The organism is Gracilinema caldarium (assembly GCF_029265695.1).
Classification (GTDB): Bacteria; Spirochaetota; Spirochaetia; order Treponematales; family Breznakiellaceae; genus Gracilinema; species Gracilinema caldarium_A.
This window is the reverse complement of the sequence record NZ_JAJUHW010000025.1, coordinates 1-24,760: the sequence shown is the minus strand read 5'-3', so window position 1 is coordinate 24,760 and position 24,760 is coordinate 1. Positions and strand designations below refer to the sequence as shown.

The 24,760-nt window shown below is 44.9% G+C and carries 21 protein-coding genes, 1 tRNA gene and 1 pseudogene; 4 read left to right on the top strand and 19 right to left on the bottom strand.

The window, feature by feature from the left end; genetic code table 11:
• The first annotated feature begins 5 nt into the window (after positions 1 to 5).
• Positions 6 to 1,238 carry a PilZ domain-containing protein gene (locus tag Q7P68_RS09100; RefSeq protein WP_304224928.1) on the top strand — a complete coding sequence of 411 codons (1,233 nt, stop codon included), beginning with the start codon at positions 6 to 8 and terminating at the stop codon, positions 1,236 to 1,238.
• Positions 1,239 to 1,296: 58 nt separating this feature from the next.
• Here the strand turns inward: Q7P68_RS09100 and Q7P68_RS09095 are convergent, their stop codons facing one another.
• The 11 genes from Q7P68_RS09095 to argF form a co-directional block, all read right to left on the bottom strand.
• Complete coding sequence (locus Q7P68_RS09095; RefSeq protein WP_304224927.1) at positions 1,297 to 1,845, bottom strand: ATP-binding protein; 549 nt, start codon at positions 1,843 to 1,845, stop codon at positions 1,297 to 1,299.
• 23 nt (positions 1,846 to 1,868) lie between these two features.
• Positions 1,869 to 2,207, bottom strand: a complete 339-nt coding sequence (locus tag Q7P68_RS09090) for an STAS domain-containing protein (protein ID WP_304224926.1) — start codon at positions 2,205 to 2,207, stop codon at positions 1,869 to 1,871.
• 23 nt (positions 2,208 to 2,230) lie between these two features.
• Positions 2,231 to 4,159, bottom strand: a complete 1,929-nt coding sequence (locus Q7P68_RS09085; RefSeq protein ID WP_304224924.1) for a GAF domain-containing SpoIIE family protein phosphatase — start codon at positions 4,157 to 4,159, stop codon at positions 2,231 to 2,233.
• 111 nt (positions 4,160 to 4,270) lie between these two features.
• Positions 4,271 to 5,950, bottom strand: coding sequence for an energy-dependent translational throttle protein EttA (gene ettA, locus Q7P68_RS09080; RefSeq protein WP_304224923.1), 1,680 nt, complete (start codon positions 5,948 to 5,950; stop codon positions 4,271 to 4,273).
• Positions 5,951 to 5,971: 21 nt separating this feature from the next.
• Positions 5,972 to 6,640 (bottom strand): PAQR family membrane homeostasis protein TrhA, encoded by a 669-nt coding sequence (trhA, locus tag Q7P68_RS09075; RefSeq protein ID WP_304224922.1) that lies wholly within the window; start codon positions 6,638 to 6,640, stop codon positions 5,972 to 5,974.
• 53 nt (positions 6,641 to 6,693) lie between these two features.
• On the bottom strand, positions 6,694 to 7,530 hold the full coding sequence (locus Q7P68_RS09070) for a 23S rRNA (adenine(2030)-N(6))-methyltransferase RlmJ (RefSeq protein ID WP_304224921.1): 837 nt from the start codon (positions 7,528 to 7,530) through the stop codon (positions 6,694 to 6,696).
• A gap of 39 nt (positions 7,531 to 7,569) precedes the next feature.
• Positions 7,570 to 8,424, bottom strand: a complete 855-nt coding sequence (locus Q7P68_RS09065; protein ID WP_304224919.1) for a hypothetical protein — start codon at positions 8,422 to 8,424, stop codon at positions 7,570 to 7,572.
• A gap of 235 nt (positions 8,425 to 8,659) precedes the next feature.
• Entirely contained in the window at positions 8,660 to 9,622 is a 963-nt protein-coding gene (locus Q7P68_RS09060) for a DHH family phosphoesterase (RefSeq protein WP_304224917.1), read from the bottom strand.
• 9 nt (positions 9,623 to 9,631) lie between these two features.
• A complete protein-coding gene (locus tag Q7P68_RS09055; protein ID WP_304224916.1) occupies positions 9,632 to 10,798 on the bottom strand; it encodes a M24 family metallopeptidase in 1,167 nt (388 codons plus the stop codon).
• The gene (locus Q7P68_RS09050) at positions 10,798 to 11,235 is read right to left on the bottom strand and encodes a hypothetical protein (RefSeq protein WP_304224915.1); all 438 of its coding nucleotides are present in this window, start codon (positions 11,233 to 11,235) and stop codon (positions 10,798 to 10,800) included. The genes Q7P68_RS09055 and Q7P68_RS09050 overlap by 1 nt, the downstream gene beginning before the upstream one ends.
• A 90-nt stretch (positions 11,236 to 11,325) precedes the next feature.
• Positions 11,326 to 12,267: an ornithine carbamoyltransferase gene (argF, locus tag Q7P68_RS09045; RefSeq protein WP_304224914.1), complete on the bottom strand. Its 942-nt coding sequence runs from the start codon at positions 12,265 to 12,267 to the stop codon at positions 11,326 to 11,328.
• Positions 12,268 to 12,370: 103 nt separating this feature from the next.
• On the opposite strand from argF, the gene Q7P68_RS09040 reads away from it, so the two are divergent.
• Both Q7P68_RS09040 and Q7P68_RS09035 read left to right on the top strand, forming a co-directional pair.
• A complete protein-coding gene (locus tag Q7P68_RS09040) occupies positions 12,371 to 15,052 on the top strand; it encodes a tetratricopeptide repeat protein (RefSeq protein WP_304224913.1) in 2,682 nt (893 codons plus the stop codon).
• Between the two features lie 59 nt (positions 15,053 to 15,111).
• Positions 15,112 to 15,184, top strand: a tRNA-Met gene (locus Q7P68_RS09035).
• A 56-nt stretch (positions 15,185 to 15,240) separates the two neighbouring features.
• Here the strand turns inward: Q7P68_RS09035 and Q7P68_RS09030 are convergent.
• The 4 genes from Q7P68_RS09030 to nrdR are packed head-to-tail and all read right to left on the bottom strand — an operon-like array spanning position 15,241 to position 18,979.
• On the bottom strand, positions 15,241 to 15,954 hold the full coding sequence (locus Q7P68_RS09030; RefSeq protein WP_304224912.1) for an anaerobic ribonucleoside-triphosphate reductase activating protein: 714 nt from the start codon (positions 15,952 to 15,954) through the stop codon (positions 15,241 to 15,243).
• 20 nt (positions 15,955 to 15,974) lie between these two features.
• Entirely contained in the window at positions 15,975 to 16,463 is a 489-nt protein-coding gene (nrdD, locus tag Q7P68_RS09025; protein ID WP_304224911.1) for an anaerobic ribonucleoside-triphosphate reductase, read from the bottom strand.
• The gene (locus tag Q7P68_RS09020) at positions 16,460 to 18,517 is read right to left on the bottom strand and encodes a ribonucleoside triphosphate reductase (protein WP_304224910.1); all 2,058 of its coding nucleotides are present in this window, start codon (positions 18,515 to 18,517) and stop codon (positions 16,460 to 16,462) included. Before Q7P68_RS09020 ends, nrdD begins: the two co-directional genes overlap by 4 nt.
• On the bottom strand, positions 18,518 to 18,979 hold the full coding sequence (nrdR, locus tag Q7P68_RS09015; RefSeq protein ID WP_304224909.1) for a transcriptional regulator NrdR: 462 nt from the start codon (positions 18,977 to 18,979) through the stop codon (positions 18,518 to 18,520). It lies immediately after the preceding gene.
• 200 nt (positions 18,980 to 19,179) lie between these two features.
• Between nrdR and Q7P68_RS09010 the strand changes: the two genes are divergently transcribed.
• Complete coding sequence (locus Q7P68_RS09010; RefSeq protein ID WP_304224908.1) at positions 19,180 to 20,316, top strand: glycosyltransferase family 4 protein; 1,137 nt, start codon at positions 19,180 to 19,182, stop codon at positions 20,314 to 20,316.
• A 3-nt stretch (positions 20,317 to 20,319) separates the two neighbouring features.
• On the opposite strand, the gene lon is transcribed toward Q7P68_RS09010, so the two are convergent.
• The 4 genes and pseudogenes from lon to Q7P68_RS08990 form a co-directional block, all read right to left on the bottom strand.
• The gene (lon, locus tag Q7P68_RS09005) at positions 20,320 to 22,686 is read right to left on the bottom strand and encodes an endopeptidase La (RefSeq protein ID WP_304224907.1); all 2,367 of its coding nucleotides are present in this window, start codon (positions 22,684 to 22,686) and stop codon (positions 20,320 to 20,322) included.
• Complete coding sequence (gene clpX, locus Q7P68_RS09000) at positions 22,683 to 23,936, bottom strand: ATP-dependent Clp protease ATP-binding subunit ClpX (RefSeq protein WP_304224905.1); 1,254 nt, start codon at positions 23,934 to 23,936, stop codon at positions 22,683 to 22,685. Before clpX ends, lon begins: the two co-directional genes overlap by 4 nt.
• On the bottom strand, positions 23,920 to 24,534 hold the full coding sequence (gene clpP, locus Q7P68_RS08995; RefSeq protein ID WP_304224904.1) for an ATP-dependent Clp endopeptidase proteolytic subunit ClpP: 615 nt from the start codon (positions 24,532 to 24,534) through the stop codon (positions 23,920 to 23,922). Before clpP ends, clpX begins: the two co-directional genes overlap by 17 nt.
• A 9-nt stretch (positions 24,535 to 24,543) precedes the next feature.
• Positions 24,544 to 24,760, bottom strand: a pseudogene (locus Q7P68_RS08990) (trigger factor); the annotation flags it as partial.

The window sequence follows — 24,760 nt, the reverse complement described above, 5'->3', positions numbered from 1 at the left end:
AGCCCATGGCCACACCGATTAAAAGGATAGAAAAAGATTTTCTCCTTAAAGTTTTATTTGATGAACAGATACCGATTATGGTCTTTTATAATAAAAACGAATATACCGTGGTTGTTGAAAAGCCGCCCAAACAGGAACTATTGCTTAGGGCTAATAAAGCCATCCCTGGCTTAAAGATAGGACAAAGACTTTCATTAGTTTTTGATTACCGGGGTCAGGTTATTACTTTTTCCGCAAAGGTCTTATCTGTAAAAGAGAATGTAATCACCACGGAAGCACCCGAGTTCTTGTATAAGAACCTTGATCGTTCCTATTCCCGGGTTCCAACCCCATCAGATTTGGTGGTCCACCTTACTTTCCATGGAGATCGGTATAACCTTAATTTCCCAAAGATCCAGGAATATGAGCAGGATGATATAAATGTTTTAATGGATGAATTTGATCCAAAGGATATAAAACAGCTTGTAAACCAGCTTGCATCATGGGCACAAGAGAATTCCTCTGGTTACAAGCTTGTCATGTTTAAGGAAAATAAACCAAATACTTTAGAAGAAAAAATAATAGCCGAAACGGGCAAAGCCCTTTTCATTCCTTCAACTCAAACTGATCTTCCTAAAATAGATCCGTATCCTAAAAAGAAAATCATTACAGAAGATATATTTAAACGGTACCTTGAGAGTTCAGGAGTAGATAAAGTTTATGTGGAAGATGCGCTCGCCCGATTTATTAAATCTAAACGCGACGGGGGTATATATTCCGATGCATGGGTTCCTATTCTGTTTCAAGAATATGTGATTGGATACATACATCTTTGGATAGAAGCAGAAAATAAGCCTCCTTTCGATTTTAGCATCCTTGATACGCTGTATCAGTTTACAAAGGTTCTTGCCTTTTCACTCAAAGAACATGGGTATTTTGAAAGAGGTAAAGTTAAAAAAGAATCCTTCCAAGGAAAGGTTGTGGATATCAGCGCCTCAGGCATGCTCTTTGCCTATCCCCATTCATCCCTCTCATCGGCCTTGCTGGTAGACTCCGAGCTGGATGTAGATCTTATAACTCCAAAGCGTACTATAAAAACCAGTGCTAAAATTGTTCGACGTTATAATGATGCTTCGATGGGATATTTTGGATGCAGGTTTACCCTTATAGAACCAGAAGATTTGCGATTTCTTTTTGAATTCATTTATGGCAGGCCTTTTACCGATCAGGATGCATCATTTATAGCTGGAAAGGTATAAAAAAAGGGGATGTCCAAAACTTATTGGACATCCCCTTAATAATAGCTGTAATAGTGTTCTATTCTTCGAGCGAAATACCGTGGCGTCGTTTGGGGAATGTCTTTTTCATGGCGACCCCGTTTCGTTTATCGTTATAAATAAAACCGCCATTCCAATACTCAAGGGCTGCAAAGAGGGCATTGCCGCCGTCTAAATCATCGCTTTTCTCAGTTCTGAAGGAAACATAGTTCCCCAGTTCTTCAAAATTCTGGGCATGGAGTAATTCAATTCGCTTACGATTGAATTCGTTCCATTTTTCCAAATCCTTAAAACCTTCGCCTTCATCTTCAACAATCAGACGAGCTTCTTCGGGGCTAAAATAATACCAGACACGAACCTTTTTGCTTATATCGCTGTGGTTTCCGTGTTTAACGGCATTTTTTATAATTTCTGAAATCTGTTGCTCAAGAAGGTTTAATTCCTTGATTTCTGGCGGTGCCGATTGGACAATCAAAAGGGTAAAATACCTTATTTGTCTGAAATCGGAAGGAAATTCCTTATATAACATGTTTGTTTTATCAAAAAGAGGGGATGAACCGTCAGCCTTAAGTTCCTTAATTTGTTCCATATATCTGTCCTTTAAGCGTGTTTTTAGCCTTCCATCTGTTTCAAAGCTTCTTCAAGATTTGAACTAATTGGGAAATAGCCCATCAGTTTAGTAAGCTCAATAACCTTTTTTACCGAACCGTGAATATTTGTAATTGTCAGCTTAAGGTTCATTTTTTTAATGGTAGAACAAATATAGATGAGAGCTCCTATTCCGCTTGAATCGATATAATCGACCCCTTCCAGATTGATGATGAATTTGGCTACCTTTTTTTCAAGCATCTTCATGACAAGCTCTTTGAGCTTATATGAATTGTACAGGTCCATTTCTCCCTGTACATCGATGATATACGTTTCATCGTTCTTTCTGATTTTAAGTTCCATAAATACCTACTCCCTCGAAGTTATTATTTGGTTTTCACCACCAAAACTGTCTGATCATCATGTTGTTTAGTATCACCCATAAAGGATTTAATATCCGCCTTAATTTTCTGCGCTATTTCTACCGCAGAAAGATCATGGAATTTATGCAGCAGGGCTGTCAAGCTTTTTATACCATACTGCTTCCCCTTTCCATTTATAGCTTCAATGACACCGTCGGTATAGAAGATTAAAACATCCTCCGGTGCAATAGTAAAGTGGGTGCTTTTGAATTCGGTGTTTTTCTCTACACCGATGGGCACACTTTCTACATCTATTGCATCTACGAGCCCTAAGTTATTGCGCCAAATGAGTAATGGGCGATGTCCCGCGTTTGCATATTCGCAGGCTCCTGTGAGGAGATTTACACACAGAATTTGCAGTGTGGCAAAATGATCAATATCTATTTTTCCAGTAATTCCCCGGTTTATCCAAGATAGAATCGTGGCAGTATTTTTGTTGGTGTTAGTGATGAGGTGCAGAATAGCCCTGATCATGACCATAATAAGGCTTGCTTGAATACCTTTTCCTGCCACATCTCCAATAACTATATAGATACGTTCCTTGCTAACCGGAATTACATCGTAATAATCGCTGTATACCCCCCAAGCGCTTTCAGAAAAGGTTCCAAAGGTCAGATTGGGTAATTTAGGCAGCTTTTTGGGCCGGAGGGCTTTCTGAATGTCCTCAGCGATGCTTGCAGCCGTATCAATGTCTGATCGTTCAGATACATCCTGGAAAGAATAAATGGTATTGATAATAACCGAAGCGAAACCGGCCAGAAGTGTAGCCTTGTCGAAATCCTTATCTGTAAAGACAGGCGAAGACTTCTTGCGTGTCAGGATGGCAACACCAATAATACGTTCTTCAATGAGAAAGGGAACTCCAATAAGACTCCCAATAGGAAAAGAGGGGTGAATGACAATTCGAGAGTCTTTGTCGGGATCTGTAATAAATTGAGCTTTACCAGTTTTAGCAATTTCTCCGATAAGTCCCTGTCCCAGCGGTATTTTAAGATGGGACAACCAGTTTCTAAAGCCATCTTCGTTTCTCGGGATAGATTCTGGGATTTCCATGATTGGCGGAAATACGCCGTGTATCGCATAGGCGGTAACCTGATCTTCAAAATCGTCAACCAAAAGCGTAAGGACCCCATCCGATTCGGTTCCCTGCGCAATGGTTTTAGCCACATATTGCATGAGTTTAGGCAAATCACCGCCGGATCTAAGGGCATCGGAAGAGTTGAGCACAAAATTATACAGCGTATCTACATTGTCAGACAGCCCGTCCCGGTCCTGGATCAGCAGTTCGACCTCTTGGTTGCTGTACTGCAAAAGCAGCCATATAAAACCAAGATACTGGAGTGGATATACAGCGATATGCAGTATTGGATATACAAAGGGACCTACCAGAGATACCGCAGGAGAAAGTATGAGCAATACGGAAATAAGCACGGACCGGATCTGGTAAAATCGCTGCATTTTCTTGTTTTGTTCTGTCTTATTGTTTACCAGATATAATCCAGCTCCGGCCGAAGCAATTGCAGCAAGGGACAGAACAGGAACAGTTGAGGGTATAATTGCAAGAAAGTGAAGCACCCCAAGGGTAATAGCCACGGTAATAGTGATAAGTCCATAGACAAAAACTAATTTCCGATGAGAATTGCCCAAAAATACAAGTGCTATAAAAGCGGGTATGATAATATCGGTTGCAAGAAACAGTTCATGGACACCAACGAGGCCCCCAATGCTGCCCCGGATGATTAAAAATATAGTACCCCAAAAAGCCCAGTTTACAATGTTATCCGTATCATGGTGGGCTATATATCGTAATAAGATAACCAGGGATATTTCTAGAAATAACTTGGCTGGCAAGGCTGTAGAAAGTAGCTGATGAAAAACCTCTGAAAGCATCATTAATACCCTGATTAGTTCAAAATAAAAAAATATTATTAAAAATCTCCAAAATACACCTTATTTAAGTGTACCATTGAAGCTATAAGTCGTCAAGCAAAAGAAAAATCCGCTTTAACGTTCCAATTTGCGATACACATACCGATGGGGCCTATCTGCAGCGGCTCCAATGGTTTGTCTCCGCCATTCTGCAAATTCGGACCAGTTGCCGTCAAACCAGATTACCTCTCCGTCTTCAAAGGCAAGAATATGTGTTGCAACCCTGTCTAAGAACCAACGATCATGGCTGATGACGAGTACTACCCCGGCAAAACTGTCAATTGCCTCTTCCAGAGCCCGCATAGTATTCACATCCAGATCATTGGTAGGTTCGTCCAGGAGCAGCACATTGGCTCCCTCTTTGAGCATGAGAGCAAGATTAAGCCGGTTTCGCTCACCTCCGGATAATACTCCTACTTTTTTCTGCTGATCCCCACCGGAAAAATTGTACCAAGAACAATAGGCCCGGGAATTTACTTCCTTAGTACCCCCTAGCTTAATTATATCGAGCCCATCGGAAAGCTGTTCCCATACGGTTTTGTTTGGATCAAGCCGGTCCCGCATCTGGTCTGCGTAGGCAAGCTTTACCGTTTCTCCAAGCCGAATTTCTCCGCTATCGGGCTTTTCAAGCCCCGTAATTAACTTAAAGAGTGTTGTTTTACCCGCACCATTAGGGCCAATGATGCCAACACAGGCTCCGGGGGGGACAACAAAATCTAGATCCTGGAAGAGCACTTTGTCTCCATATGCCTTGGTGAGCTTTTTAGCTTCGATAACAACCTGGCCGAGCCGGGGCCCTGTGGGGATGGTTATTTTATTTTCTCGTATTTTTTCCCGTTCGTTGTCCTGCAAAAGTTTTTCATATTGGTTGATACGGGCCTTTGCCTTAGCATGCCGGCCCTTAGGGCTCATCCGTATCCATTCAAGTTCCCGCTGCAAAGTTTTTCGCCGTTCGCTTTCGCTTTTTTCTTCTAGTGCAAGCCGGGCCTCTTTTTGTTCAAGCCAGCTAGAATAGTTGCCCTTCCAGGGGATTCCTTCTCCCCGGTCAAGCTCAAGTATCCAGCCGGCCACATTGTCCAGAAAATAACGATCATGGGTTACCGCAATAATGGTTCCTTCATATTGCTGGAGGTGCCGTTCAAGCCAGGCTACGGTTTCCGCATCCAAGTGGTTTGTTGGTTCATCAAGCAGCAAAATATCCGGCTTTTTTAAAAGAAGCCTGCATAGGGCAACTCGACGCTTTTCACCACCCGAAAGAACATCAACTACCTGATCTGCCGGAGGACATCGGAGGGCGTCCATAGCGAGATCCAGTCGGCTATCGAGGTTCCAGCCGTCCAGGGCTTCAATTTTTTCTTGGAGTTCAGCTTGACGGTTTGCCAATTTTTCATAATCCGCGTCGGGGTCGCCAAAGGCTTCGCTGACCTTTTCAAATTCTTGGATAAGGTCCACGATATTCTGAACCCCTTCTGAAACAACTTCTTTTACCGTTTTTCCTGGTGCCAGATAGGGTTCCTGTTCCAAGTACCCGATGGTATATCCGGGGCTCAGGGAAACCTCACCGGAATACTCTGTATCCACCCCCGCCATGATCCTGAGCAGTGTGGATTTTCCGGAACCGTTGAGGCCGATAACTCCGATTTTAGCACCGTAAAAATAAGAAAGACTTATGTCCTTAAGTACCTGTTTTGTTCCATGCTTTTTTGAGAGCCGGTACATGGAATAGATAATTTTTTTGTCGTCCACTGTTGGCATGGGCAGTATTATACAGATTTTTTAACTGATAAACCAGATGGCCCACCAGTGACATACCGCACCGGCAAGGACAAAAACATGCCAAGTTACATGGGTCCCGCGCTTTATTTTCTGTCCGTACCAATAGACCCCCGCAGTATAGGCGATGCCTCCTGCGACAAGCCAGAAGAGGCTCTGAGACGGAATATGGGAAAGCACCTGCTGCCAGCGCAAGACAACAGCCCAGCCCATGGCAATATAGATACCTACTTCTATTTTTTTAAGCTTTTTGTTTCCTACCGCATGGAGAACAATGCCGGTGATGGCCAGGGCCCATTCGAGCCCAAAGAGAAACCATCCCCAGAATCCGCCAATAAGAACAAGACAAAAGGGCGTATAGGTCCCCGCTATCAGAAGATAAATTGATCCATGATCCAGCACACGGAAAACCCGTTTCGCACCATCATGCTGTATCGCATGGTACAGGGTAGACGCAAGAAACATGATGATCAGGGCTGCCGTATAAATAGTAAATGTAGTGATTGCCAGTGCTCCTCCCGCTCTGCCGCCCAGCAGCCCATTGGCCCTTAGCACGAGGAGTACAAGACCTGCAATAGAAAGCAGTACACCAAGACCGTGAAGAATAGCATTGGCGATTTCTTCACCCGGTGTTTGGAAGGGAAGTGGTTCAGGAATTCTCCTGATTTTCATGATGGGGTTGTTGCTCATGGCCTTTTAGACAAGCCAAGCCTCAAAAGGTTTCATTAAAAAAATTGAAAACGAAAATTGGGTTCTGGTTTGTCTCTTTTGACACTCAATATATCAGCAAGTATAGGTATTGCCTCTGGAATGATTCGGTGCAGCACCCATGGAGGATTAAAGATGACCACACCACTCCCGAACATGCCCCGTTCATGCGCTTCCGTCACCTGTATTTCGATACTGCAGCGATTCCCGGAGTAAAGGGAAAGCAATTTTTCTGGCAATTCTTTCGCCTCTGGCCGTGATAAAAGGGGATACCAAATGAGATATGTCCCAGTTGCAAATCGCCGTAAAGCATCTTTTATCATCTCCAAAAGTTTTTCATAATCACTTGCAAGTTCATATGAAGGATCTATAAAAATACAGGCCCTGCGCGATGGGGGCGGAAGGAATGCCTTTAGTCCAGAAAAACCATCAGTATTTAAAACTGAAACTTGTTTTTTATGTTCAAAAGCTTCTTTTAAGAATAAAAAATCCGATGGATGCATTTCAAAAAAAATACGGCGATCCGTTTCCCGCAGTAGATGATCCGCAATAGCAGGAGATCCCGGATAAGAACCTGTATGAGCAATCCAGGATTCTAGAAAGTCTCTGAACTGTATTAAACTTTCTGGCAGAGGGCTCAAAGTTTGACGTAGTCGTTGGAATCCATCAAGCCATTCTTTGTTTTGAGCCGCATATCCAGATTCAAGTTGATATGAACCTGCTCCCGCATGGGTATCTACATAGAGCAGAGGTACATCTTTCTGCCTTAAATATTCAAGACTATGAAACAGGATAAAATGTTTTAAGATATCACCGTGATTTCCAGCATGAAAGGCGTGACGGTATCCCAGCATAAATGCATCCTACTACGGGACTCGATGACTGCTCAAGCACTAGTTGTACAGGTCATCGTGGTTTTTCCATTTATGTTTTAATGCGTGTAGATTCGCATCCACCGTTCCTTTGGGAATTTTAAGCACATCCGCCACCATTTGGTTGCTGGCAGATTTTTTCATAGTATTGAGCCGTTCCGTTAGGTTTTCTAATCGTCTTAAATTTTTTGCAGCCCGCCATTCCAGTTTTGTTTTTATAAACGGATCTAGTTCATGGGATTGTATTTGTCGATCCAATCGAAGCTTTTGTATATAGCACCGTTGAAGCGCTGCTTGGACTGCATCGATCTGGGTATCCATTTGAGTCCGTCTTATTCTGATTTCATTGATCCAATGTTCAAGTTTTTCCGGCTCGATCCCTAAGGATAGAGCAATTCTACGGGAAAAATCCGGAGAAATATAGCGGTATGCTTTGAGCGTCAGGAGCAAGACTTGTTTAGGGTTCCGTATTTTAAGAGGAGGTGCCTCATAATCATACGGTTCTTGTATCTCCTGTACGGTCGCCCCCTCCTGAATTTCTCGAGAACATTCTTCTGCTTGGTACCAGATCTGTGTTTCTTCCTTATGCTTTAACTGTTCTTCTGCCCTATAGTCCCGCAGAGCATACTGGATACTTCGATGAATATAGGCATCAAAACTGTGGCCCGTGTCTTTATATGTTTCTACCGCTTTTCTAAATCGAGGGAAATAAAAGCATATAAAGTCCATGCGGTCATGGGGGGCCAATTCTTTAAGACTAAACCGATGCGGATTGTGTAATAGATGAGAGAGCGCTCTTTTTTCAAAATCAGTTTGGCTTAATGAGCCATTCTTGAGCCCGGTTAATAGCTGTTCCATGGGGGGATTTACTTCCATTTGCTGCCTCCGTCTTGCTTTTTAAGATTGCAGCAATTATGCCAACTAAGGATGATAGTATCGCATTAATATGATAAGTCTTTATGATATATATAATAAGAATATTTAAATGAGATGGTGATAATAGGGGTATTTACAATTTGTTACAAATGAACAGGGACAAAAGGAGAAAAAATGAGGAAAAGAGCCTCAAAGGGCAAAATTAGTTACAATTTGTTACAATTATAGCTTTGCTCTACATGATTGCCGAAAATGCCCTGATAAGCTCTTCTTTAAGATTTTTAATCGTATTTTCAGCGGTAAAACCGGAGGCCTGTTTGTGACCACCGCCGCCGAATTGTGCTGCGATCCGCGAAACATCCACCGCGTCCAGGGACCGCAGCCCGACGGTGCAGGTTGTGGGACTTTCCTGCCGGATAACCGCCACCGCTTCTACATCGGATACCGAAAGCAAAAGCTGGTAGAGCATGTCCGAATCCCTTCCCTGGAGTCCGAAACGTTCGGTGTCTTCTAAGTTTTCATAAGAGAGAAGTAGTCTCCCCCCAAAATATGCCTCGGTACGAGAAAGTATAAGTCCCAGGAGTATGCGGGATTCTAGACTTTTACCGCCGTTAATTTTTTGAAAAGTTCTTTTAGGACTTGCTCCATATCGGATGAGTCGGCTCGCGGCGTCAAAGGCGTAATCTCCGCTGTAATCAATATGTCTAAAAAAGCCCGTATCCGTACAAAGTCCAAAAAAAAGGAGTTCCGCTTCCTCTTTTGTAGGTTCAAGTCCAAGGGCCTCAATGAGGGCTAAGGTCATGACCGTAACCGATGGGGCAGAGGGCTGTAAATATACCGCATCTCCTTTGGGATTTGCCGAAGCATGGTGATCAATAACTGCAAGGGGGAGATGGGTTAGATATTGTTCGAGGTCGCCGGTCCTTTCGAGACTGGAGCAATCCATCACAATAGCCCGATCCTCCGGTCCGACCGTTGGTTGTGCAGAAAAGAGCTCTGCATAGCCGGCAATTTCAGGCCGCTTAAAGGGGCCTGCGGAACAGGGGACAGCCTTCTTTCCCAGACGCTTTAAGGCTGAGCAGAGGGCTAACTGACTTCCCACACAGTCCCCATCGGGTTCCTTGTGGCCCGCAACTATAAAAGAAGATCCCTCATATATAAAGGTGAGCAGTTTTTCGGGTATGTGATCGATAGACATAGAACCTCTCTATGGAGTTAACAGGACAAATTGTCGCGTTTTTCCCGATATATTTGCCTGATTTTGATATATATATACATCAATTTCTGTACGAAAACCATAATCCTGAAAATAGAGTCCCGGTTCAATAGAGAAACAGGCTCCGTCAAGCAATTTCCGCTCATCGGGAAATTCGACTGAATCAATATTTACTCCTGAACCATGGCATTCAGTATCGATTCCATGTCCAGTCCGATGTTTTATAGCCTTTGCATAACCCCTGGATACGAGGAGTTTTCTAACCTCTTTATCAACAGCCGCTCCCGTAGGCCGTATGCCTTGATTTAGCTTTTCTGTAATAAACTCAATTGCCCGTTCGCGGCTGTCTATCAAATCCTGAAAGATACTAGATATATGCGGAGGGATCTCTTTCTCATAATACCCTACCCAGGAAATGTCTGCATAGATGGAACGATCTCCTCTTTCTTTTGCCCATAGATCGATCTGAATTACATCCCCTCTTTGAATGATACTTCCTCTACCTGTGAGCTCATAATGCGGATCACCCGCATGAGGTCCTGCTGCAATAATCGGGGGATGGTCGGTGATTAAATCCCGCTTTTTAAATGCTTCCAGTATAAAATATTGCAGATCCTCTTCATACAAAAGTGTTTTAGTATGGAAGTGCTGCGAAGCAAAAGCCCAGGTTTCTTCAACAATTTCGTAGAGCGCCATCGCAGCCCGTTTGTGGCTTGCTAGATCCGACTCGGAAAGGAGCCCCTTAATTCGCTGAATAAGGCTTGCAGCACTTATGAGCCTTATGCCTGCTTTTTCCAGATTTAACTGGGTTCCCGCATCAAGGAAAGAAACAACAGGCAGATCCGCATCCATATGGGCTGCGAGGCGCTTACCCGAGAACTGGCGAAGTGCTGCATGAAAGGCCTCTTTGCCCGCATAGGGTTGTTTGGTTCCCGGCAGCTTATCGAGGATGTTAAGTTCTATGGCGTGAACTATTTTTATTGGTAAACCAGTTGCGGGAACCACATACACCCATGGCCGAGAATTAGTAACACCAGAATCTATGTCTAAGAGTTCATCCGCAAGACTGTCTCGGTGATGAAAATTATAAAAAAGCCACCCGTCTATATGTTCTTCACGGATGGCTTCCTGAAGTTTTTCTAATGTAAATTGGCTCATTAAAATTCGATCTTTACTTCCTCTACGTTAAATTTGTCGGCTATATTCGCATCGGGCGGCAAGATACCCCAGGAGGGGTGTGATTTGTCCCGTTTTATATACAACCTGACATGACTGAATTTACCATCTTTATAGAAAATGACAAGATAGGGCCAGGTAGGGCTGGCATCCATTTTTATTAAGTCTCCCTTGCCGCCCGATGCGGCAAACCAAGCATCGGGCAAGTAGAGCCGGCCAAGCTCATTGTTAGATTTCCGGTACAGTACGAGGAATCCCAGCGTATGGGGATAGATTTTTTCAACTGGCACGTTGACATAGAACAAATTTGCCCAATTGTCAGGGTTGGTATCAGCCGGGATCCGCGCATCCTGAGCTATCCCCGGCAATATGCTGACCAACATCAATACAGCAACAAGCAGTATGGTTCGAGTTTTCAACGGGAGCCTCCCTTCCATGGAAATTTCCTTTTGCTAGTACAGAAACAGTATAATACCCATGGCGGTGCTGTGCAAGCGCAAGAAGAAAATTTACTTTATTGTCGCCAGCATGATTGCCTTGACCGTATGCTTGCGGTTTTCGGCCTGATCCCAAGCTCTGCTCTGATTTCCGTCAATGACATCAGGGCTGACTTCTTCGCCTTTAACTGCAGGAAGACAATGGAGAAAAATGGTTTCCTTTTTTCCGGTCTTGTTCATTAAACCCTGGTTGACCTGATATGGCCGTAATAGCTGTATGCGCGATTCCCGCTGGGATTCCTCGCCCATCGAAACCCATACATCGGTATAGATAGCATCCGCTCCGCTGACCGCATCGGTGTTATCCGTAATTTCTATAGAGGAACCACTTTCAGCCGCATACATGTGGCATTGTTCCACAAGGGACCGATCAGGCTCGAGGGCGTGGGGCGTAACAACGGTAAAGTTGACCCCCAGTTTGGAACAGATGACCATAAGAGAACGGGCCACATTGTTGCGGCCGTCGCCGACAAAACAGAGTTTTTTTCCCCTACTGGTACCAAAGGCTTCTTCCAAGGTCATAATATCCGCAATAGCCTGGGTTGGATGAAACACATCGGTAAGTCCGTTATAGACAGGGACGCCTGAATATGCAGCAAGCTTTTCCACCGTCTCCTGCTTAAAGCCCCGGAATTCGATAGCATCAAACATGCGGCCTAATACCCGGGCCGTATCTTCCACCGATTCCTTTGCTCCTAATTGTATATCCTGGGTAGAAAGAAATACTGGATGTCCCCCCTCTTCGCCAAATGCGGTCTCAAAGGCGCAGCGGGTCCGGGTTGAACGTTTTTCAAAGATAAGAGCCAGGGTTTTTCCTATAAAACGCTGGTGCAATTCACCCTGTTTTTTCTGTTTCTTAACTTCTTTTGAGAGATCCAACAAATACCGGATTTCTTCCGCCGAGTAATCCTTCCAGGTAAGAAGAGACCTTCCTTTAAGCTGTTCAGGATTCATATTGCCTCCAATGTATGGATATATATACAATATTTATGTATTTTTATGCAATAGGGTTTTGTCACTTTATTTCATAAGGTATTTGTACGATGATAATAACAATATGATAGAAATGTCCTTTAACATTCGGTTTTATTCGCAATTTCACCGGACCCGCCCTGAATTGCTGAGCGATGTGCAGCAAACGTTAAATACCATGATACAGCAATCCGGGGGTAAGGTTACACGCCTTGGCAGAGAGCTGCTTGCCGAGTTCTCGGAAGAAAAATTTGCCTTTTCTATTCAATTTTTTAGCTTTATACGGCAACTGGTTCCTTTCTGTGATGATATACGTAAAAAATTGCTGGGATTCTATATTATTTTTCAAAAAGATACTGATTCAGGGAATGATAGGATTCTTAAATCACTCTTTCATATCAAAAAAGGCACCGGTATTTATTTTTTTACCCATGTGGCCACCCTATTTAGCGATTATTTTTTATATGAGCAATTACCAAATCTCGATATAACGCAGCTCAAGGAGATAAAGCAAGTTCCTGAAACGAAGCAATCGGTATTAGAAGAGCTTTATGGACGGTTTTCTGCAGAACTGGATGTATCTCAGGCTCAATGTAAAATTTTAATAGGCAATGATACGGATCTATTATACTTTTTAGGCAAAACTTATGCAGAAAAAAAATATGATAAGGCCATTCAGTTTTACTTTGGATTTAATCCCGGTACTGCAGCCTTAAATGGTTTTATAGAACTCTTTGCAAACAGTATAAAAATCCAGAAAGAGTCTTTTACAGAATTTGATGAAAAGATCTCTCTGCTCAAAGTATCAAGGCTGCATGAAGTATTAAACGAACCGACCAGGGTTTTACTTTATGAAATGCTTGAAACGTGGCTTGAAGCCTTTGAAGAAAAGCAGGTTGTGCTGCACATTTCCCGGCTTGATGCTATCAATATAGCTTTGCAGGATTTAATCAAACAGTTTCTTGTAAAGTTTTTAAAAAGTCCGTTTCACATGGTTTTTATTACCGCGCAGCAAAAAGACAAATTAGAATGGCTTGATGGTGTAGAACGGCAGTATGTTATTTCTCAGTTTTCTAACAGGTTATGGCGCATTATTCCCGAATCATCTGATACACGTTTTATAGGAATGCAGCCTATTCTCACCGCAGCCTATCTTTGCCACCTGTTATCGTACGTTTATTCAAAATCAGAAATTCCTGCTAAGCTCAGGCAATCAGGATTTTCATCCTTTGCAATTGAATGGATGCTAATGGCTTGTGATACGACATGTATACTTCCCGCATTCCTGCCGGACTACTCTATTGATGCGGAAACTGAAAAAAATATTCAAAAGCGCTTGTCTACTTCTGATAGGGAGCACATATTTGCGCTTGTTCAAGAACTCTTGTTAGCCAGTGTTTCCCAGCATGAATTAAATCCTGGCTTGGGTTTTTTGGAATCCTATAAAAGGGTAGGAGGGACCGCCGATCCAGATTTAATTCTTGACTCTATTTTGCAAGATTTGTCGGAAGGTTATTTTCCCGACCTCAATCAAGCATCCCAATCGAAAAGGCTGGTCTCTTTGGTCGGTAACGATTTGTTGTATCCAATACAATACATTATGATGACCGATCATGTTCTTGTCTCTGGCTCTTACCAGGATATGAAAACAGCTCAGCAGAGTGAAATTCCATCTTCGGTAGCACATCCAAGAATTAATGCATATTGCCATATGAACGCGGCTATTCTCAGGCTGAGTACAGGTGACTTGGAATCAGCTGCAAAAGAAATAAAACAAGCACTGCTATTGCTTCAGGATTATAAAAATAAAAAGGGAATGGACAAGCTTTACCGAATCTTTGGATTGATTGAATTAGCCCATCACCGTATCGAAGACGCGATTGAATATCTTTCATTTTCGCTGGAAGCTGCACACAGGGCAGGCAATATACGAGAAAAAGCTTTGGCAGAATTCTTTACTGCTGTCTCTTATTTCTTGCTTGGCAATGTACCTCGGGCCATTTTTTTTGCAAACCAGGCAATGCAGACTTTTATGGACATCAACAATGAATCTTGGACAGGCAAGACTCGGTTCTTGCTTGGCCGGATTCAGTTTGTTATGGGCAATTATGCTCAGGCTTCTGACCTATTTAACGAAATGTCAAACAATCCTATAGCAGCAGTTTGGTTTATACGTTCGAGCCTTTATAGCGTATTGGGAAATAGGGCTGTTATAGAGCAACTTAACCAGACTTTTGTTTCATCTTCTGTTTATGATCCTCTCTTGCATATAGAACTCATGTATTTCTTAGAAAACTATGATGAATGTATTACATTGTGCGATGAGTTTCTGGGACAAGAGAAGCCCTTTCACGCATTAGTTACCGAACAAGCCGATTGGACCAGTGGTTATTCACAGATAGAGGGCCTTTTATTCCCCCACTATGATTTTGAGTATAGGCAGGCAATTTGTTATAAGGCCCTTGCTCAAAGCAAGCTCCAAAGCGCTGCTTCAGGCAGTATAAATCTTTTAGATTCTATTCTTGATGAACTAAAACCCGGGTTATATGACCCCTATGATGTGTTTTATTATAACTGTTATTATTTGGTTACGCAGCGTATTGGTACATCCGAAATAGACAGGGCAACCGCTCTGAGCGGTGCATTCAAGCGCCTCCAGAAACGGGCGAGCCGTATCGAAGATGCGGAGCTCAGGCGTCATTATCTTACTGCAAACTACTGGAACGGGCTTTTAAGCAGTGCGGCCAAATTGCATAATTTGATATAATAAGCCCCTCAAAGTAATTGACACAATTTAAACAATTTGATATGGTGTGCCCATCCTACGGCGGCATAGCTCAGTCGGTAGAGCAAACGGCTCATATCCGTTTGGTCATAGGTTCAAGTCCTATTGCCGCTAGACCTCCTAAAACCTGTCATGGATTGTTCCTGGCAGGTTTTTTTATTTATAAAACCTTAGTGTTTGCTAAGGTTTTGGTTTATCCCCCGGACATAAGCCCTTTTTCCGAGGCTGCGGGCATAATCCGCTGCCCTGGCCACCTCCGATTCACTGGTGGGAGGCAACAAATTCCAGGATGGATCAAGACAGCTTCCGGGCCTAAAGGGGCTGAAATACCATGGTGTGGTGTCGTCTATCAGTAACGCCATCTCCTGTATATCTGAGGTAGTTCCATTGGTGCCGGGGAGTACGATAGTCCTCAATTCATGGGCAACAGAGCTTTGTTTTATCATTTCTATGCTTTTAAGAAGTTCATTGCCATCCCCGCCCACTTCTACATACCGGTTTGGAGGCAGCTTAAGATCAATGGCAATATAATCGGGCCTATATGTTTTGTGCGACAGTAGTTTCTCTAAAATATCGCTCCTACTGCCATTGGTATCCAGCTTTACCTTAAAACCCATATTTTTGTACAGGCTGATAAGGTCGGGTAGTTCTTTGGTGAGGGTAGGCTCTCCCCCGGAAATAACGATTCCCTCAAGAACTGATCGCCGCTTTAAAAGCAGCGTATTGACCGTATCCAGGGGAATAAGGTCTGCCGTTTCACTTTCGGCCCTATTTACCAAGGGACTATTATGACACCAGGGACAACGGAAATTGCATAGGGGCAAAAATACCACTGCCGCCACTATCCCTGGATAGTCGATAAGGCTCGTCTTTTGTAAACCCACCTTAAGCATAGTGTTTTAAGCTATACTGCAGTCTCGATGCGGTTTTGGGTCTTTGCAAAGGCCAGAATGGATCGTGCATCCCTGGCTCTTCCCAGTTCATTCCCATGGGTGTCAAGGAATATGGCGGTCGGCGTTGCATGTACATTCAGCCGAGCTGCTTCTGAGAGTCCCTGTGCGGTATCCGCATCGACCAATTCAACAGGAATACCCAGTTTTGTCGCCGCATCTTTTGCAGGGGGACAGGCTGGACAGGCTGAACGTACAAATAGAATGAGTCTCGGCTGGGCTCGTTCCGCTTTATCTAATTGTTTGGCACTGCCTTCTTTTTCCGAAGGCACCCGGAACAGCTTTCGCTCTTCATATTCTTCTCGTTTACCCTTGTTCCAATTTTTGACCGAACGGTAGTAGCCCACGATACGGCTGTATACTTCGGTACTCCTTCCTTGAACATGTTCTAGGGCTTTTCGAGCTTCTTGTAATTCCTGCTCAATTTGTTCCAGGGTCCTCATTTTGTAACTCCTTGTAATAATGTTTCCCGCTCCTGTTCCAAAGCGGCGATACGTTTTTGTATTGCTGATACCTGCTCTTCTTTGCAGAGAGGACAGGTAAAGTGTTCGCCGGCCAGATAGCCGTGAACGGGACACACAGAAAAGGTTGGAGAGATGGTAAAGTAAGGAATCCGGTAATTGTGGGCAATAGATTTCACCAGGTTTCGGCAAGTCCGCCAATCATCAATAGCTTCCCCTAAAAAAGTATGAAAAACCGTACCGCCCGTATAAGATGCTTGGAGGCTTTCTTGTAGATCCAGGGCATCAAAAATATCATCGGTCAGCATCACCGGAAGTTGGGTTGAATTGGTATAATAGGGCTCATCAGTTCCGGCGGTGATAATATCGGGGAACCGTTTTTTATCATGTTTTGCGAGTCGATAGGATGTTGATTCGGCAGGGGTTGCTTCAAGATTAAACAGCTCTCCGGTCTCTTCCTGATAATCCGCAAGTCTGTTTCTCATGAACTGCAAGGTCTTAAGCGCAAAGGTCTGGCCTTGTGTAGTGGCGATGGTGCAGTCTGGGCCGAAGAAATTTAAAAGACATTCATTCATGCCAACAAGCCCGATGGTATTGAAATGGTTATCCAGCGATTTGAGGTATCGTTTTGTATAGGGAAATAGTCCAGCCTCAAGTAGTCTGTTCACTACCTTCCGTTTGGTCGCAAGACTTTCCTTGGCCAGATCCATGAGCCGACTCAGTCTGCGAAAGAAATCATCCTCGTCTTTTGCCAAGTATCCTATGCGGGGAAGGTTGATGGTCACCACCCCAATAGAGCCAGTGAGTTCGTCGGAACCGAATAGTCCGCCGCCCCGTTTACGTAGTTCCCGTTTATCCAGCTGGAGCCTGCAGCACATGGATCGGACATCGCTTGGATCAAGATCAGAGTTAACAAAATTTTGGAAATAAGGAGTACCATATCGGGCGGTCATTTCAAAAAGGAGCCGAGCGTTATCGCTGTCCCAGTTGAAATCGGCGGTGATGTTATAGGTTGGGATAGGGTACTGAAAGCCCCTGCCTGCCGCATCCCCTTCGAGCATGAGTTCAATAAAAATTTTGTTAATACGGTCCATTTCTGGCTGGCAATCCCCATAGGTAAAGTCCATCTCCTTACCGCCTACAATTGCCGGTTTGTTCCGGAGATCCTGGGGTACGGTCCAATCCAAGGTAATATTGGTAAATGGCGCCTGACTTCCCCAGCGGCTGGGGGTATTAACTCCAAAGATAAAGCTTTGCAGGCATTGCTTAATTTCCTTATCGGTGAGCTTATCTATTTTTACAAAGGGGGCAATATAGGTATCAAAGGAACTAAAGGCTTGGGCCCCTGCCCATTCATTCTGGAGGCAGCCCAGAAAGTTCACCGCCTGCTGCATAAGGGTATTCAGGTGACGGGCCGGCTTGGAGCTAATTTTATCCGGTACGCCCCCGAGTCCTTCCTGAATAAGCTGCCTAAGGGACCAGCCGGCACAATAGCCAGAAAACATGGAGAGGTCGTGGATATGAAAATCCGCATTCCGGTGAGCCTCAGCTACCGCTTCTGAATAGATATTTTTAAGCCAGTAATTGGCAGTAATTGTCCCTGAATTGTGAAGAATAAGTCCCCCAAGGGAGTAATTTACATTGGCGTTTTCATTGACACGCCAGTCAGACTGGTTCAGGTAGCCATCCATGGTGGCATCAATATCAACCAGAAGTTTTTTGGTGTCCCTAATAGCCTCGTGCCGTGAACGATAGAGTATATACGCCTTGGCTACGGCGATTTCCCGGAACTCTATGAGGGCCGTTTCCACCAGGTCCTGTATTTCTTCTATGGCAGGGATAGAATTGGGGTGGCGCTGCTTCATCATGAGTTTCAGCAGTTCTTCAACCCGATCCACAATGAGCTGCACCTTGTTTTTTCCGTTTTCGCCTAATTCGGAAACTCCGACAGCTTTGAAAGCCTTGCCGACAGCAGCCTCAATCTTCAGCCGGTCATAGGCTTCGATTTTACCAGAGCGTTTAACCACCTGTTTCATTTAAGCATTACCCCCCAACTTTTGTATCTCCTGGACAAATTCTTCCAAATCTTTGAAATGACGATATACCGACGCAAACCGTATATAGGCAACCTTGTCGATGGCACCCAACTTTTCGAGCACCAGTTCTCCGATTTCTCTGCTGGATATCTCATGGTTTGCCTTACCTGCGATGACCACCGCATCTTCAATCTCGTTGACGATATTTTCTATGGTCATCTGTGAGACTGGCCGTTTTTCCAGTGCCCGCTGAACTCCCCGTTCAATCTTTGAACGGTCAAAGGGTTCCCGCCGGCCATCCCGTTTGATGACCATAAACTGTTTGTCTTCTATCCGTTCATAGCTGGTAAAACGGTAGCCGCATCCGTTGCATTCCCGGCGCCGCCGTATCGCCTCACCATTGGCGAGGGTGCGGGATTCAATTACTTTGTCATCGAAGTTGCCACAATGGGGGCATCTCATGCTATACTACTCCCGGTTACTTTAGTCTCATTAAATGTCATTAAAGCACTTTAATAAGGCGCTATATGTAGTGTTTTTTATGAACAGATATCATTTTATCACGCTATCTATTGCGTGACAAGATGAACAGGCTCTTTTTTGTTGATTTTTTGACATACTGTAGTTGTAGAATGTGCTGACCTGAACTAAGGAGAAGGCTCATGAAGATTGGAATCGATACTTTTGCCTGTGATGGGGGCAAATCGGGCGTAGGGGTTTATTTAACCCAGCTTTTAAAACGTATGCCCCGCTCTGAAGCTCCACTGGAACTATTTGGATGGGAGTTTGATAAATATTCTTATACCGATGTGGCAGGTGACTTGGACTTTATTTCTCAATCCTTTAAAACAAGCCGCACTGCCAACTCTTTATGGCATATCTTTCGATATCCAGAATTTGCCAAAACGAGAGGCTATGGAGTCTGTTTTTTTCCCGCCGCACACCGAGGGCTTCCGCTCCATTCCCCCTGTCCGACGGTTGGTACGGTTCATGATATGGCTGCTTATCGGGGGCCATGGCGGAGCCGGGAGCATCTTGGCGCGGTATTGCGTCTAGTATTTCCTGATTCATTAAGGAATTTAGATCGCATTATAGCGGTGAGCGAATGGGTTAAACAGGAACTGGTAGAAGTTGCCAGGGTAAAAGAAGCCCGGATAGAAGTAATCCCTAACGGTATCGATCTAGAAGCATTTTACCCCCGTCCGCGAAACGAGGAAAGTGTGATCCTTATTCAACCATTTAGTTTTCGCCGTCCCTATATTCTGTATGTGTCACGGATAGACCATCCGGTTAAAAATCATGTCACGCTCATCGAGGCGTTTTCGATATTTAAAGAACGAACCAAATACCCCCACCGCTTAGTATTGGCCGGTGCGGACTCTAAAAATGCAGATCGGGTTAAAAAGGTTGCTGCCCGTTCCCAATATCGGAACGATATTTTCTTTACCGGCCATTTCCCGCTTAAAAACTTGCCCGAACTCTATGCAGGTTCTGAAATGGTGGTGTTTCCGTCCCGATATGAGGGTTTTGGAATGGGAGTTCTGGAAGCCATGGCCTGCGGTGTTCCGGTGGCCTGTGCCCGTGCGGCTTCTCTTCCTGAGACTGCAGAACATGCGGCCTTGTATTTTGACCCCGATTCTGCGGAGGATATGGCAGACAGAATGGTTACCTTGGCTACCAATCGTGAGGTGTACAAAGAATGCCGCCAGCGGGGATTGGAACGGGCCCAGCTCTTTTCTTGGGAACGCTGTGCGGAACGGACTTTTAAGGTTATCATGGAGACCGCGGGGCGGGCTTAGGGGCTATTTTATAATTGAAGGCTCAAATAGGATTGCAAAGGCTTCATCAGCCTGATCAACACCATGGATTTTTAAGGCACCTCGGATATCCGCATCCAATTCTTCGAGATCTTCCAGGTTCCCCCGGGGAATAATGACATCGGTCATGCCATTTCGGATAGCAGCTAAAAGCTTTTCCTTTAAGCCCCCGATGGGTAAAATCCTTCCCGTCAGGGTAAGCTCCCCGGTCATGGCAAAACCGCTTTTTACGGCTTGCTGGCTCAGGGTAGAAAGGATGGAAATGGCGAGGGTAATACCGGCGGAAGGACCGTCTTTGGGGATCGCTCCTTCCGGTACATGGATATGAAAATCTGTTTTGCCAATATCCTCGTTGCTCAGTCTGAGCCGTGAGGCTATGCTGCGAAGATAAGACAGGGCGGTCCGGGCGCTCTCTTTCATAACATCCCCGAGGTTCCCTGTCATTATAAGTTCTCCAGAACCCTCGAAGGTGACAGTCTCTACGGGAAGAATGGTCCCGCCGGTTTCAGTCCAGGCAAGGCCATAGCTCACCCCAATACGGGGTTCCTTATAGACCACGTCATGTTTGAATTTGCGGTTCCCAAGAAGACTATCGAGAGATGAGAGTTTTATTGTCTTTTTATAGTCTCCAATGTCTTTAGAACTGCCGTACCCGCTCTGGACTGCATGTTTGGCTAGGCGCCGGATACAGCGGGCTATTTCCCGTTCTAGTCCCCGAACACCCGATTCCATGGTTCTATATCGAATAATATCCCGGATAGCCTCATCCTGAAATTTAATGGACGCCTTTGCAAGGCCGTTTTCTTCCAGCTGTTTGGGAATCAGATATCTTTTTGCGATTTGGAGTTTTTCCTCTTCGCCATAGCCAGGTATCTCTATTACTTCCATGCGGTCAAGGAGCGGGTGGGGAATAGTATGGAGCGAGTTGGCGGTGGCAATAAACAGCACTTTGGATAGATCGTAGGGCACCTCGAGGTAATGGTCTGTAAAAGTGGAATTTTGTTCCGGATCAAGCACCTCAAGCAGTGCAGAAGCCGGATCTCCGCGGAAATCGCTGGAGAGCTTATCAATCTCATCAAGAAGAAACACAGGATTGATTGATTTTGCCTTTCGCATGGACTGTATGATTTTCCCCGGTAAGGCTCCCACATAGGTTTTCCGGTGTCCCCGTATCTCCGCCTCATCACGGACCCCGCCGAGGGAGATACGGACAAAATTTCTACCTAATGCCCGGGCTACCGATTTTCCAAGGCTTGTCTTACCCGTACCAGGGGGACCGACAAAACAGAGGATTGGACCCTTGATCTGGCTTGTGAGCTGCCGGACTGCAAGGTATTCAATAATCCGCTCCTTGGGTTTTTTCATGTTATAGTGATCCCGGTTTAGAATTTCTTCTGCCAGGGCTAAATCATTGGCGTCGGTGGTTGCTTCATTCCAGGGCAGATCGATGATCCATTCTAGATAGGCCCGCAATACTCCCGCTTCCGGCGAAAGACTCTGGAGTTTTTTTAGCCTATTGAGCTCTTTGAGAGCCTTGGCAAGAACCTCTTCCGGCGGATTTTTAGCCTGCAGGGCCTTTTCCATTTCGGTAAATTCATCATCCCCCGAATCCTTTCCAAGTTCTTTGTTAATTTCTTTAAGCTGTTCATTCAGAATGTATTCCCGCTGGGTTTTTTCCATGCGGCTTTTCACTTTTCCGGTAATCTTGCGCTGCAGTGATATGATTTCGTTTTCAAGCTCTAAATTTTCGAGCAGGGTCTGGAGCCGTTTCTGGACTTCGTCAAGCTCAAGAAGCTCAATCTTTTTTTCTATTTTGAGGGGCAGCGCGTTTGCCGCGATATTGCAGAGTTTTTCCGCATTTTCCGCCCGTTCAATCGCCGATAACACTTCGGTGGTTATTTTCTTAGAAAGTTCCGCATATTGGGTAAAGGACCGCTGCACGGCCCGCATGAGGGCTTCGATTTCTGCATTTTCTGGCCCGTTGGTAACTGTGGATTGAACCGGCTGGACCGTCACAAACAAGGTTTGATCCTGTGTCGCAGTGCTTGCGATGTGTCCCCGGTATTCACCATGCAGAACTACCCGGTAGGAACCATCGGGCAGTTTGAGCTGCTGCACAATATGGGCTACGGTGCCAATTGGGTAGGTTTCTTCGTCTTTATTTGTATCCCTGCGGCAGGCAGCAAAAACTCGCTGATCCCGTTTCAAGGCCTCTTCAATGGCCCGAATGCCTGCTGTATAGGTAATAAAAAGGGGGATCATGGTATGGGGAAAAACAACGAACTCCCTCAAAGGTAAGAGAGGGAGTTCGTCCTTAGTATTCCTGCCTTTGAATGCAGAAAGTATACTCATGCGCTTTTCTGGAGCGGTATTATTTCCGGCCGTTCTGATTTCAGAACCACATCTTTGGTCACCACAACCCGTTTTTTTCCTTCTATAGAGGGGATTTCAAACATGATATCGGTCATCATCCGTTCCACGATGGCCCTGAGGCCCCGGGCTCCAGTTTTTTGTTTAATAGCCGTATCGGCTATGGCGTCTATAGCTTCTTCGGTAAACTCAAGTTCTACGTCGTCGATAGCAAGGGATGCTCTGTATTGTTTAAGGATTGCGTTCCGCGGTTCAGTGATAATCCGTTTGAGATCCTCTTTTTTGAGATCATCCAACGTTACCGTTATAGGAAGCCGTCCGATAAATTCGGGGATCATGCCAAAACGGATAAGGTCATCCGGATGGAGATTCTTGTATAACTCTTGGAGATTTTTATCCTTCCGTTCTTTAACATCGGCCCCAAAGCCTAAGGGATGCTGGGAAATCCGCTGTTCAATGAATTTATCTAGTCCCACAAAGGCACCGCCGCAAATAAAGAGAATATTGGTCGTGTCGATACGGATCATTTCCTGGTTGGGATGCTTGCGGCCCCCCTGGGGAGGAACGGAGGCAATAGTGCCTTCAATAATCTTAAGCAATGCCTGCTGGACACCCTCGCCGGATACGTCCCGGGTTATCGATACGTTTTCACCCTTCCGAGCAATTTTGTCTATTTCGTCAATATAAACAATACCCCGTTCGGCGGCGGCAATATTTCCCCCCGCATTTTGGATTAGCTTAAGGAGAATGTTTTCTACGTCTTCGCCGACATAACCGGCCTCGGTCAGGGTTGTTGCATCGGCGATTGCAAAGGGAACTTTTAGCTTTCGAGCAAGGGTTTTCGCAAGAAGGGTTTTCCCCGTACCCGTTGGACCAATGAGAAGTACATTGGATTTTTCAATTTCAACATCATCGGCTGTTTTTGCAGGATTGGCAATTCGTTTGTAATGGTTATACACCGCTACCGAGAGCGCTTTTTTTGCAGCGTCCTGGCCGATAATGAACTGGTCAAGATAGTCCTTTATTTCCCTGGGCGTAGGTATATCGCCGGTAAACTGGGTGGAAAGATCATGATCTTCCTCGGCCAGAATTTTCTGGCAGACTTCCACACATTCGTCGCAAATATATATATCGTTCGGTCCAGCGATGAGTCGGCGGGCCATATCGGCGCTTTTGCCGCAGAAAGAACAGGCTCTCTCGTGCATTCCGGTTCCATTACGAAGACGTGCCATGTTTCTCCCTCATTAAAATCTTGTCTGCTACCCCATAGGATACTGCATCCTGGGCGGACATAAAGAAGTCCCGTTCCATATCTTGGGCTATTTGGGCTTCGGTTTTGCCCGTGTGTTTCGCAAAATACTCGATAGTTAATTTTTTAAGCCTGCTGATTTCTTTAGCCTGTATACCGATATCCTTAGCCTGTCCTTGAGCGCCTCCCCAGGGTTGGTGAATCAAAATACGCGAAGAGGGGAGGGCAAAGCGCTTCCCTGCAGTGCCTGCTGCAAGTATCAGGGCAGCCATGCTGGCAGCCTGACCAAGACAGATGGTTTGTACGGCGCATTTAATGTACTGCATGGTGTCATAAATGGCCAAACCTGCAGTTACCGATCCGCCGGGAGAGTTAATATACAGGCTTATATCCTTTTCGGGATCCTGGCCTTCAAGAAACAACATTTGGGCGACTACGAGATCCGCAGTAATGTCATTGATCTCGCCGTCAAGGAAAATAATTCGGTCCTTGAGAAGCCGGGAATAAATATCATAGGAACGTTCACCAATACCGGTCTGTTCGACCACTATTGGTACCAGGTTATTCATCTGTTCATTCATGGGTATAATTTACCTATTATTTCCTATCAGGTCCAGATATTTCTGTTTCTTTCCCTTCTTAATCTTTGCTTCTGCAATGAGGGTATCAAAGAGTTTGCGTTCCTTAATGTCTTCCCGCAGATATTCCTTCATCTGTTCATTTTCGTAGTATTTCTTTACTTCTTCTATTGAGGTATTCATACCCTCCGCCATGGACTGCATCTCAGCTTCCAGTTCTTCATCGGTG